Raw genomic sequence first — 12,264 nt, 5'->3', positions numbered from 1 at the left:
GGGACGTAAAGCAAATCTGCGCGGAAGGCGAGCCCTGTCGTGAGGTCCGATGGTTTTGTGGTTTTCCCGATCCGTTCGACATCACGAATCCGAAGGTCCCGTTACCCGGGTTCCTAAATCGGACCACTGTCGAGGTTCGCAGCGGGGGACGGCTCCATGCAGTGTATGACCGCGTGCCCTGATTGCAGCTCTCACCCAGAGCGGAACTCGGACGCAAGTTTTCGAGTAACGCCTGACGTGCTCTGCCTAGTGATCTCTTCTCCAGCGACATCTCCTACCCTCGACGCGATAGATTGTTCCGTCTAAAAACTCCGAAAAGTCAAGCTTTGTCAACAGTAAAAAGCCAAAAGGCTTCTGACCTGCGTAAACACTGTGCCCGAGGTGGGACTCGAACTACATTCCAGCCATTGCAAACACTGGGAACCGGCGAAAATATGCGGAATTCGAGCCAGTCCGACGGAAGAATCACCGAATCAGAAGCGGAGAGTGTGGACAATGTGCACACTCCTACTTTTGAGCAAGTTACGCCCTGTCGAGGCTGACAGAGTCTCCATTGTCGGCGTTACCTAGAAGATCGCAATGGACCGCAAGAAGGAGAAGGCCATAACAGGCAGCTTGTTCATGTATGGCCCTTCCAGCCTCTGTTCACCGCCCGAGGTCCACACCGCGTCCGTCTACAACGATGACTGCGAGCGTCATGTGTCGATCTTCCTAACGCGATAGCCCCCCTTGTAAAGCACGCTCATAAGCGCACAGCGATCCAGTCGGCTTGGGCCCCGTCACATGACGTTTTGCGTGCACCCACAAGGAAACATGGCGTCCTAAATCGTCGCGATATAACGAAAATGGAATCACCGCGTCGCCCTGTTGAGAACTGTTTATCGAAGTTTCACGGAACTCGCATCCGAATTCCGAAGGCAGGTAATTTCTAATGACCCAGCCATTTAGCAGGCCGGGATAATCATCAAAGCCTTTGGGTGCTTCGCTGCAGGGAACCTCTGTCTTGTCATGCACCCGGACAGAAAGAAACCGGCATGACAATCCAGCAAACCGAGGCATCAACCATCCACGCCTACCTTGGGCAGCTGCAAAATATCGAGGTCATCAAACCTGGCCCGCAGACAACCCGCTACAGCCACGACGCCGCCACCGCCAAAACCGCCTCTACAGCGCAAACGGAAGGTCCCGCCGTCGTGCTTCCTGCGACAGCAGCCGACGTGCAGCAGGCCGTGAAGCTCGCCGCGGAACTCGGCATCACGGTGGTCCCCCGCGGTGCCGGCAGCGGTCTCTCGGGGGGTGCAACTGCTACGCCACACCAAGTGGTCATTTCCACGGAAAAACTCAATCGCATTATCGAAGTTTCCCCACTGGATGAAGTAGCAGTAGTTGAACCGGGCGTTATCAACGCAGAACTCAACAAACACCTCGAACCCTACAACCTTTTCTATGCACCGGATCCCGCTAGTTTCGACATTTCCTCAATCGGCGGCAATATTGCCACCAACGCCGGCGGACTTCGGTGCGCCAAGTACGGGGTGACCCGTGAATCGGTCCTGTCACTCGACGTCGTACTCGCCGACGGAAGTCTCATCACTGTCGGTCACCGCTCCATCAAGGGCGTCACCGGCCTGGACCTGACCTCGCTGTTTGTCGGTTCCGAGGGCATCCTGGGCGTCGTCGTAAGCGCAACGGTGAGGCTGCGACCCATCCCTGTGGCGCGCAAGACTGTGAGCGCCTTCTTCGACAGCACCGAAGAGGGAACGGCAGGTCTCGCCGCAATCACACTTTCACAGGTACGCCCGGCCGCGATCGAGTTCTTCGATACCCCGAGCCTTCAAAACATCGACGCGCACTCCGGCACCACCCTTCGTGACCGCGGCGCCGCGTTGATCCTGATCGAGCTGGACGGTTACGGCATCGACGACCAAGCCGCAGACCTCGCAACCGCCCTGGCCGCCGTGGCCGGACGGGTCACTGTGGAAGCGGACGACGACGCTGTGCGGCTTTGGGAACTGCGGCGCAGCGGCCGAGGACTCCCGTCGGAAAAGTGGTACATCGGCGAGGACATCGCCGTGCCAAAGTCCCAACTAGGCAAGGTCTACGCCGCTTTTCCAGCGCTCGAAGCCCGGTTCGGAGTCGACATTTCTGCGGTGTCCCACGCCGGCGACGGGAACCTTCACCCACTCATCACCTTGGACAAAACGCCCGACGACGGCCTCAACCCACCAGCCGCCCTGCTGGAAGCATCCACTGAACTCGTCAAGGTGGCGCTTTCGCTTGGCGGAACCGTCACCGGTGAACACGGCGTGGGCACCATCAAGAAGGAATGGGCCGCGCTTGAACTGTCCCCGCGAAGCCGCGAACTCCAACACGCCATCAAAGCAGCGATCGACCCCCAACAGCTGCTTAATCCGGGCAAGGCCATCTAGGACCGGCCAGGAAACCCCAAAACAACCCCACGCAGTCCCCCAAACGCATCCAGGAGCACTCCATGAACTCGTTCAACACCCCTGAATTCCGCAGGCGCGCCTTCCTCGCGGGTCTGGGCGCCCTGTCCACCTCTGCCCTGATCACTGCCTGCGGCGGCCCTGCGGCCAGCACCGCCGCGAACGGCGGAACACCGGTGGAGGGCGGCAACATCACCTTCCTGATCCAGGGCTACGACACCGGCTGGGTCCCCAGCAAGACCGCAATCTCCAGCTACGAGGGCAACCTTTGGGGCCAGATCACGGACAAGCTGGTCTACGTCAATGAGAGGGGTGAGCTCAGCCCGTGGGTTGCCGAGAAGTGGGAGGAACTTAACGGTGCCAAGGACTTTGTCCTGCACCTGAAGGAAGGTGTGACCTTCTCCGATGGGACCCCGCTGGACGCGGCAGCCGTGGTTGCCAACCTGAACGCCTGGGCAAAGGGTGACTCTGCCCGCGGCATCAGCAAGGTCGGCCTGTTCCCCTCCACCAACTTCGTATCCGCCGAAGCCACCGATCCGAAAACAGTCAAGGTCAGCTTCTCCTCCCCGGCCCTCGGCTTCATTGCCACACTGGCCTACCACGGCTGCATTCTCCTCTCCCCCAAGACCCTGGCTTTGCCGGTCGAAGCCCAGGCGGACCTCAGCCAGGAAATCGGCAGCGGTCCGTTCGTGGTCAAGTCGTGGAAGCAGGGCGACAGCTACGTGCTCGAGAAGCGCAAAGACTACAACTGGGGCCCGGCGGCACTCGGCCACACCGGCCCGGCACGTCTGGACACCCTTACCTACAAGGTCATCAAGGACACCTCGGTCCGCACTTCCACTGTGGTTTCCGGCCAGGCGGATGTCGCCTTCAACGTAGAGCCGCAGGAAATTGAATCCCTCAAGGCCCAGGGCTTCACCGTCGGCACGCCCCGCTATCTTGGTTTCGTCGACGGATTCCAGGTGAACACCACGGCCTTCCCCACCAACGAACTCGCCGTCCGCCAAGCCATCCAGCACGGCATCGACCGCGAAGAGATCCGAAAGACGGTCTACACGGACGACTGGAACGCCGCCACCACATTCATCCAGGGCAACGTCCCCGAAGCCGGCGACTTCAGCGACTCTTTCAAGTTCGACCCCGGGAAGGCCAACAAGGTGCTGGACGAGGCCGGCTGGACCAAGGGTTCCGATGGGTACCGCGCCAAGGACGGCAAGACCCTCGAGTTCACGCTCACGCCCAACCCTTACGTCCCCTCCACCAAGGCCGAGGATGAACTCATCGCCCAGCAGCTGAAGAAGGTAGGCATCAAGGTCAACCTCAAAGTGGTGGACGTAGCCGCTATGCAGCAATCCAGGCCAGCAAGCCGCCGCTGTTCCAGACCTCGCGCAGCTTCGTCGATGTTGGAACGGTCGCTGGTGTCCTGACGAGCCAGAACAAGGGCGAGGACTGGTTCAGCGTTGGCACCAGCGACCAGAAGCTGAACGACCTTTCGACGGCGATCGCCACCGCCTCGGACAGGGCTTCCCGTGAGAAGGTTGCCGACGAACTGCAGAAGTACGTCTTGGACCAGGCCTATTTTGTTCCCCTTAATCAGCTGGTCCAGCGCCTGTACCTGATCAGCCCGAAGCTCAAGGATGTCCAGTACAACGGCCTGGCCTACGCGAACTTTTACACCGCTTGGATTTCACAGTGACCGGCGATTACAAGCGCTTTGCCCTCACACGTGTGGGTCAGGCGGTCCTCGTTGTCCTCCTCGCCTACGTCCTGACGTTCCTGATCATCAGCGTGCTTCCCGGTGACGCGATCACCAACACACTCCGGGACCCGCAGCACGGCCTCAGCGAGGAGGACATCCAGCGGATCGTGGCCTTCTATGGACTCGATCAACCGGTGATCGTCCAGCTCCTCCTGTCACTCAGCCGGTTCCTGACGGGTGAACTAGGGTTTTCGCTGCAGTCCAACCTCCCGGTGAGCCAGATCGTCGCGGATGCCCTGCCCTCCACCCTCACACTGGCGTCGAGTGCACTGGTCATCGCGATCGTCTTCGCCCTAGCCATCGCGTACGGCGCCCAGTACCTTCCCGCAAAATGGGCTGCGATTGTCCGCTCCATCCCGTCGTTCTTCCTGTCCGTGCCGAACTTCGTGATCGGCCTGGTCCTGATCGAGCTCTTCGCTTTCCGGCTCCATTCGTTTACCACCACGGATCCGAACAGTCCCGTGGCCACACTCTTCGCCGCCATCACCTTGGCAATCCCCGTCTCGGCTCCGCTGGCCGAAGTGTCGATTGCCAGTCTGGACCACGAATCCCGGCAGGAGTATGCCGTCGTGGCCCGTTCCCGTGGACTGACGGAAGCCAAGCTTTTCGCCAAGCACCTGGTGAAGCCGTCGGCCCTTCCGTCTGTGGCGATGGTGGCACTGATCGTGGGCGAACTCCTTGGCGGCTCGGTCATCACGGAAACCATCTTTGGCCGCGACGGGATCGGAACCGTGGTGCAAAAGGCCGTGACGGGTGAGGACCAGCCCGTTCTTCAAGCAGTCGTATCCCTTTCGGCCGTGGTGTTCGTGGTCTTCAACCTCCTGGCAGACCTCGCCTCGCCGCTGCTGGATCCGCGCGTCAAACTCCGGGAGAAGGTAAGCGCATGACCGCCCTCCTCAGCAACCCCCAGTTGAACCAGGCAGAACCCACGAAGCGCAAACTGACGGACGGCCTTCCGCCGGTCACAGTGATCCTGTCCTTTGCCGTGGTTCTCCTCGTCATCCTGTGGTCCCTCTTACCGGGTATCTTCACGCACTACAGTCCGATTGCCGGCGACACCGCGAGCAAACTGGCCGCACCCAGCACAGAACACTGGTTCGGGACAGACTACCTTGGCCGGGACCAGTACGCCCGCGTGGTCTCCGGGACCGCCTCCTCGGTAACGAGCGCCTTGGTCGCGGTCCTGATCGGCCTGGTGGTGGGCGGCATCATCGGCCTCGCCACCGGGTTCCGCGGCGGCTGGACCGACTCCGTCCTTGGCCGCTTCGTCGACGTGCTTCTTGCCATTCCGGGCTTCCTCCTGGCCGTGGTCATCGTCAGTTCCCTGGGTTTCCAGACCATCAACGCGGCCATCGCAACCGGTGTATCCGCCGTCGCGGTTTTCGCCAGGCTGATGCGTGCGGAGGTGATGCGCGTCCGCGGGGCCACGTACGTCGAAGCCTCCTATCTGGAAGGCGGCAACCGCCTCCACGCCCTGCTGGGACACATCCTGCCCAACGCCTACCGCTCCGTGCTGGTCCTGGCAGTGCTCCAGTTCGGCACGTCCATCCTGATCATCGCGTCACTGGCTTTCCTCGGCTACGGCGATCCACCCCCCGCCTCGGACTGGGGTTTGCTGGTGGCCTCCGGCAAGACTTACGTCACCGCGCCGTGGCTCGTGTACGCGCCGGCGTTGGTCATCGTCATTACTGTCTTATCCGTCAACCGCATCAGCCGCTGGCTGCGAAAGGCGAAGTGACATGAGCTCCCTACTAACAGTGCAAAATGTGTCGATCGCGTATGACCGTGCCGCCGTCGTCCATGATGTGTCGTTTTCACTCGCCAAGGGCGAGAGCCTCGCGCTGATCGGCGAGTCCGGTTCGGGCAAGTCGACCATCGCGAAAGCCATCCTCCGGTTGCTTCCCCACGGTTCGTCTGCCACCGGCACGGTGGAGCTGAACGGCAAAGATCTCCTGTCCCTGCCGGAGAAGCAGTTCCGGCAGTACAGGGGCCGGGAACTCGGGTTTATCCCGCAGGACCCGGCTTCGGCGCTCAATCCGGTCCGTACCATTGGCGCACAAGCGCACGAAGCAGCCGCGTTGCTCGGCGAAACCGAGCCCGCGGTACGGCGCCAAAAAATCCTTCGGGTGCTGAAGCAGGTGGGCCTGCCGGATCCTGCCCGGGTATACGACTCCTATCCTCACCAGCTTTCCGGCGGGATGCTGCAGCGCGTTCTCATTGCCCTGACGGTGCTGCCGCGGCCGTCTCTCATCGTGGCTGACGAACCCACCTCAGCCCTGGATGTCACAGTGCAGAAGCTGATCCTGGACATGCTGACGGAACTGCGCAGCGAGCTGGACATCAGCCTGCTCCTCATCACGCACGACCTCGCGATCGCCGCCGAGCGCGCTGATTCCCTGGTGGTCCTGAAGGATGGAGCGGTGCAGGAAAGCGGCACGTCCCGCGAAATCTTCGCGACACCCAAGACCGAGTACGCAAGGAATCTCCAAGCAGACGTCCCAGCCTTGCACCCGGACAGGTACCGCAACCAGCGGGTCACCGCTGATGCAGCGCCCGACGGCGGCTCCCGGCCTGGCGTTGCTTACTCACCTTCCGTTCCGCCTGCACAAATTGACGTGCGCGAGGTCACCAAGCGCTTCACCGCCGGAGGCAAGGAAGTTCTTGCCGTTGACGGTGTCTCTTTCTCCGTGCAACGCGGACGCACCCACGCCCTGGTTGGGGAATCAGGATCGGGAAAGACAACGGCTGTGCGGCTGCTGCTCGGTCTTGAACAGGCGGACGGCGGGGAGATTGCAGTAGCCGGCGAATCGACGTCGGGCCGGTCGCGGGCCGAAGTCCGCGAGATCCGCCGCCACCTCCAGCTCGTGTACCAAAACCCGTTCACGTCCCTGGATCCCACCTGGAAGGTCAGCAGGATTATCCGGGAACCGCTGGACCAATTTGGCGTGGGGACGAACGTGGAACGCGCAGAACGTGTCCGGGACGCTTTGGAAGCCGTGGGCCTTCCCGAATCCGTGGCGTCACGCCGGCCTGCGAATCTCTCCGGCGGCCAGCGGCAGCGGGTCGCCATCGCACGCGCGCTCGTGGTGCGTCCCGACGTCGTGGTTTTGGACGAACCGACATCCGCACTCGACGTGAGCGTCCAAGCGGGAATCCTGGAACTGCTGTCCAAGCTGCAGCGCGAGCTTGGCCTGACGTATCTCTTTGTTTCCCACGACCTCGCATTGGTACGGCAGGTGGCCGACACAGTCTCCGTGCTGCGGCGCGGCCAGGTCGTGGAGCACGGCGCTGTAGAGGACATCTTCCTGCGACCGCAGCATCCCTATACACAGTCACTCTTGGACGCGATCCCGTTGGCCGCGCCTGTATCCGGAACCAAACAACTAGCGAGGGCATCAGCATGACCGTGAATCTGACAACTACCCGCAGGCCTGCCCTGATCGAGGCCTTCACAGCGCCCAAGGGTTTCGGTGATGCGACCCTGCGCGATAAGCGTCCGGACGCAATCGAACTCCTGGGCGGGATCCCGGACCCGGGCGTCCTCCCCACCGCGGAGATCGCGGAAGCAACGGCCCGCGTGCTCGCCACACCCGGAGTTCCGGCCCTGCAGTATTCGCGGACAGAGGGCATCTCACCACTACGCGAATGGATCGCGGAACGTGAAGGGGTGTCCGTTGACCGCATCCTGATCACCAACGGCGGCTTCCACGGCCTTTCCCTGGCCATCCAGGCCGTGGTGGAACGAGGCGACCTGGTGGCCGTGGATAACCCGATCTTCCCGCTGTTCCTGCGCGGCTTGCAGCTCTCGGACGCCAAGACCCTCCCAGTGTCCGTCGGTCCACGCGGGCTGGACGTCGACCAGCTCAGTGACCTGTTGCGGGGCGGCGCCCGTCCATCCGCCCTCTACACAGTGCCGGATTTCCACAACCCCTCGCAGGGCACCCTGCCAGGTGAATCCCGCGCGGAACTCGTGCGGCTCGCGGAGCACTACGGCTTCGTGATCCTGGCGGACAATCCCTACCGCGAGCTGCGTTTTGCCGGAGAGCAGGAAAGCGTGGCGGAGTTCAATAACTCGGACCACGTCCTGCACATCAACACCTTCACCAAGACACTCGGTCCAGGACTGCGGCTTGGATGGACCGTGACTCCCGAGCACTTGGCCCGCGACCTCGTGGCGCTTCGCAGCCGCCAGGACTCGCACAGCTCCACCCTGGTCCAGGCAATCATCGGCGAGCTCGTCACGTCCGACCCCGGAATCTTCGACGCCACGCTGAACAAGGCACGTGCCCTGTACCGCAACCGTGCAGAAACATTGGTTACTGCCCTGCACCGCGAAGCACCCGGAGCATTCGAGATAGTGCTTCCCGAAGGCGGACTGTTCCTCTGGCCCAAGCTTGCCGATGCGGCCATTGATGCAGACCAACTGGCTGCGGATGCGAGCACCGAGGGTGTCGAATACCAGCGCGGCTCATTCTTTCCGTCCGGCCCCGGCACCGATGCAGACCGCCACTTGCGCCTGGCCTACGGAGACGTCGATGAACCAAAACTGGAACAAGCAGCGGTCCGTCTGGGACGGGCACTTTCGCGCCAATGGAGGTAGTCGCCTTCAGCGAAAGAGCAGCACAAGCCGGTCCTTCGCATTCTGCCTCATGGCCTGCGACGGAATCCAGGGGGCATGCGAAAGGCTCCATAAGCCGAGGAACCGCATCACCAGCATCACCCACAGCCGGGCGCACCACCGCCGCCCAGAACTTCTGGCCGCGGAATGGGGCCTTGCCTGACGCTGCCAGACCACCACAACACACCCGATAGAAGGAGCACACGATGAGCGAGCAAAACATCCCCGACAACCAGTTGGTCAGCGCGCAGCAGGCCGCCCGCCTGATTGAGGAAGGCGTTCTGCTGATCGATGTCCGCAGTAACGCCGGCCGAGCCAGCACCGGAAGCGTGCCCGGCGCTGTCGTGGTGGACCGCGCGAACGTGGCAAAGGACTTCGGCCCGGAATCGGCCTCCCGGCTTCCCCAGATCACCGGGCCGGACCAGAAGATCGTAGTCTTCTGCGGCTCAGTGAACGGGTCCGGTCCCGTGGCGCACAAGCTCAAGCTGCTGGGCTACTCCCAGGCCGTGCACGTTGACGGCGGCTTCACTGCACTGCGCGATGCCGGCGTGGCCACGACCGGCCCGGCGGAGTTACCGGTCACTGCTTAGCGGCCCCGGGCCCGAAGGTCCGGACCAGAGCAAAAGCCCCGGCGGCCGCCGTCGTGATTCCATCGTTGCAGGGATTCCGACGGCGGCGGGCGGGGCTTTGTCGTTAGACCGCTGCGAGGTGCCGCGGCTGCCAACCCAGGGCGGGAGCCACGAGGGTGGCGAAGTCGCTAATGATTTGCCGGTAGTCCCCGATGGAAAACTCGTACGGCAGGTTGATCTGAAGCTCGGACGCGGAGGCCGTGACCGGATCGGCCAGCAGGGCCTCTGCGATGTTCTCCGAACTGCCCACCAGGTCGGGGGCGAACAGCGTTTGCCGTTCCCCCTGCGGTGCGAGCGTCCGCTGGTGCCGGCTGGCGGCGTAGGCCCCGTACCTGTCCCGCGTCTCGGCGTCAGCGCCGTCGACCGGAAGGATCACCCTGCCCACCACCACCCGCGGCTCGTGAGTGCCGCGGAAATCGCGCAAATAACGCGCCAGGTTGGCGGCCTGCGCGTCCGCGAAGACACTGCTGGCTTCACCGGAAACAATGTTCCCCACCACGAGGTTGACTCCGCTGGCGGCCGCCCAGTCCGTTGACCGGGCGGATCCGGCCCCGTACCAGATACGGTCGCGCAGGCCCTCGCTGTAGGGCTGCAGCCGCGGCCGCTGGGTATTGCCCGGCGAGTGGATCACCGTGTTCTCGTCACCGAGGAACCGGCCCTCCAGGTTCTCCAGGAAACGCTCGATCCTTCGGTGCGAGAAATCGAAGGTGCGCCAGTCGCCGTCGAACACCTTGGCCGCCAGGAGTTCTGCATGTGGAGGGACTCCCGCGCTCAGCCCTATTTGGAGCCGGCCTCCGGAAAGCACGTCGGCCGTCGATATATCCTCTGCCAGGCGGAACGGGCTTTCGTAGCCGATGGGGATGACTCCCGTGCCCAGTTCGATCCTGGACGTCCGCTGCGATGCTGCCGCGAGGAAGACGGTGGCGGAGGAGATGCCGTGCTCGAGGTGGCGCTGGCGTACCCAGGCCCCGTCGTAGCCAAGCTCTTCGGCGAGTTCGAACAGCTGCAGCGTTTCCTCAAGGCCTCTGCCGGGTGCGTGGTCAAGGTAATTGCCGGGGGTCAGGAAGCTGATCGATTTCATTGGATCTCCGTGGTGCGGTTACTGGATGGCAAGTTGGAAACTATTGGGGCGCTCCTTTTAGCGGCGGCCACCCGCAGCCAGTCGACGGCTCCGGCCAGGATGGCGGCGGCGGTGAGTGCCATACACAGGATGATGCCGTCACGAAAGGCAGCCCTGAAACCAGTGTCCGGCAGGGCGTTGAGGAACAACCCCGCGATCGCTGCAGAGCACAGCGCCGCGGAGAAACGCTGGCTGAGCTGGTAAAAGCCCGCGGCCACCCCGGCAGCACCGGTGGGGGCGTGACCCAAGGTGAGCGCCTGGTTCGGTGCTACCACCAGTCCGGTGGTCACTCCCTGTACCAGTCCAACTGCGGCAACCACCACGGCGGCCGCGGCGTCGTCCAGCCCCTGCACTGCGAGGTCTTTGGCGATAAGCGTGGCCAGTGACGCCGCCAGCGCGAGCACCACGCCTGCCCGGCCGAACCGGCCCAGAAAACGCCAGCTAAGGCTGGACGCCAGCAGCATGCCCGCGGCCTGCGGAGCGAGGATTGCGGCGGCGGCCAACGGAGCCAGTCCTGTCCCGGACAGGAAGTAGAAGGCGGTCAATGCTGCCATGGCGGCGCCGACGCCGAACTGGCACAGTGCCACCACCGTGCCCAGCAGATAGCCTTTTGACCGCACCAGTTCAGGGCTGAGCAGGGGCGTGCGCCCGCGGCGGTGGTACAGGAATTCCCAAGCGGCGAAGCAAAGAATGCTGGTAAGCCCTGCCGCCAGCCAGAGGGCCGATGCCCCCTGGGTCCCGTAAACGGTGGGGACGAGGAAGGTTGTGACGACGGCGCCGAGCAGAAGCGCCCCCAGGGCGTCAACGGAAGTACGACGGCGGGTAGTCTCCACTGGTTGGGATTCGGCGGCTTTGCCTTTCGGCAGGAGTTTGATGGCGAGCGGGACCAGGACGAGAACCAGCGGCACATTGGCGAGGAAGAGGAGGCGCCATCCGGTGTTTGGTCCGGCAGCGGACAGGATGACCCCGCCAATCAGAGGACCGCAGACGGCCGCGGATCCGCCGGCGGCCGCGTAGTAGCCCAGGGCCTTTGCCCGCTCCGCCCCCGTGAAGCGGTCCTGCAGGAGTCCGAGCACCTGGGGGTTGAGGCAGCCGGCACCCAGGCCCTGCAGGAGCCGGGCGACGATGACCAGCCAGGGGGCGGATGTCAGGCCGCCCACCAGGCTGAAGACGCCGAATACAAGAATCCCTGTGACGAACAGCGCCCGGCGCCCCAGGAGGTCCCCCAACCGGCCTGACGGGACCAGTGCGATGCCGAAGGCCAAAGAGTAACTGGCCAGGATCCATTGCACCTCCGCAGCGCCGGCCTCCAGGTCTGACGCCATGGCGGGTACGGCCAGGATGAATACTGACTGGTCCAGGAGTGTGATGAATCCCGCGGACAGGCAGAGCCACAGCACAGCGCGGGCCTTGCCGGTATCGACATCGCCCCGAAGTTCCCTGTCTGCGGGGGCTGTAGCCGAGGCACCCAGGCCGGCGTCTTCGGACTCCGGCGGCCTTCCTCCGGATGTTGTCGCCGCCATGCTCGTCCGTGTTGCCGTCCCCATATCGGGACTCTAAGGCGGCTTTCCGATTTGAAGCATATTGTGCGACCGCCGGTTAACCGCCATTACTGTCCGTGACGACGGCCAATTCAGCCCCGGCCGAATGTGTCCTAGACCGCGTGAAAGTGGGACACCCCCGGACACAAA

The 12,264-nt window shown here is 63.3% G+C and carries 10 protein-coding genes; 8 read left to right on the top strand and 2 right to left on the bottom strand.

Features of this window, described 5'->3' with window-relative positions:
• The first annotated feature begins 1,034 nt into the window (after positions 1-1,034).
• From NMQ03_RS09440 to NMQ03_RS09405, 8 genes are all read left to right on the top strand, one after another.
• A complete protein-coding gene (locus tag NMQ03_RS09440; protein ID WP_255175352.1) occupies positions 1,035-2,429 on the top strand; it encodes an FAD-binding oxidoreductase in 1,395 nt (464 codons plus the stop codon).
• 62 nt (positions 2,430-2,491) lie between these two features.
• The gene (locus NMQ03_RS09435) at positions 2,492-3,874 is read left to right on the top strand and encodes an ABC transporter substrate-binding protein (protein ID WP_255175351.1); all 1,383 of its coding nucleotides are present in this window, start codon (positions 2,492-2,494) and stop codon (positions 3,872-3,874) included.
• A 137-nt stretch (positions 3,875-4,011) separates the two neighbouring features.
• Positions 4,012-4,143 (top strand): hypothetical protein, encoded by a 132-nt coding sequence (locus NMQ03_RS09430; RefSeq protein ID WP_255175350.1) that lies wholly within the window; start codon positions 4,012-4,014, stop codon positions 4,141-4,143.
• Positions 4,140-5,093 carry an ABC transporter permease gene (locus tag NMQ03_RS09425; RefSeq protein ID WP_255175349.1) on the top strand — a complete coding sequence of 318 codons (954 nt, stop codon included), beginning with the start codon at positions 4,140-4,142 and terminating at the stop codon, positions 5,091-5,093. Before NMQ03_RS09430 ends, NMQ03_RS09425 begins: the two co-directional genes overlap by 4 nt.
• Positions 5,090-5,944 (top strand): ABC transporter permease, encoded by an 855-nt coding sequence (locus NMQ03_RS09420; protein ID WP_255175348.1) that lies wholly within the window; start codon positions 5,090-5,092, stop codon positions 5,942-5,944. Before NMQ03_RS09425 ends, NMQ03_RS09420 begins: the two co-directional genes overlap by 4 nt.
• A 1-nt stretch (position 5,945) precedes the next feature.
• The gene (locus tag NMQ03_RS09415) at positions 5,946-7,610 is read left to right on the top strand and encodes an ABC transporter ATP-binding protein (RefSeq protein WP_255175347.1); all 1,665 of its coding nucleotides are present in this window, start codon (positions 5,946-5,948) and stop codon (positions 7,608-7,610) included.
• Positions 7,607-8,806 carry a PLP-dependent aminotransferase family protein gene (locus NMQ03_RS09410; RefSeq protein WP_255175346.1) on the top strand — a complete coding sequence of 400 codons (1,200 nt, stop codon included), beginning with the start codon at positions 7,607-7,609 and terminating at the stop codon, positions 8,804-8,806. Before NMQ03_RS09415 ends, NMQ03_RS09410 begins: the two co-directional genes overlap by 4 nt.
• 224 nt (positions 8,807-9,030) lie before the next feature.
• Positions 9,031-9,414: a rhodanese-like domain-containing protein gene (locus NMQ03_RS09405; RefSeq protein WP_255175345.1), complete on the top strand. Its 384-nt coding sequence runs from the start codon at positions 9,031-9,033 to the stop codon at positions 9,412-9,414.
• 103 nt (positions 9,415-9,517) lie between these two features.
• Here the strand turns inward: NMQ03_RS09405 and NMQ03_RS09400 are convergent, their stop codons facing one another.
• Together NMQ03_RS09400 and NMQ03_RS09395 are read right to left on the bottom strand one after the other, a co-directional pair.
• A complete protein-coding gene (locus NMQ03_RS09400; RefSeq protein WP_255175344.1) occupies positions 9,518-10,534 on the bottom strand; it encodes an LLM class flavin-dependent oxidoreductase in 1,017 nt (338 codons plus the stop codon).
• Positions 10,531-12,096, bottom strand: a complete 1,566-nt coding sequence (locus NMQ03_RS09395; protein WP_255175343.1) for an MFS transporter — start codon at positions 12,094-12,096, stop codon at positions 10,531-10,533. The genes NMQ03_RS09400 and NMQ03_RS09395 overlap by 4 nt, the downstream gene beginning before the upstream one ends.
• Positions 12,097-12,264 lie beyond the last annotated feature (168 nt).

The organism is Arthrobacter sp. DNA4, from assembly GCF_024362385.1.
GTDB lineage: Bacteria > Actinomycetota > Actinomycetes > Actinomycetales > Micrococcaceae > Arthrobacter.
Note: the sequence above shows the minus strand (reverse complement) of the source record. Positions and strands in the feature narration are given on the sequence as shown.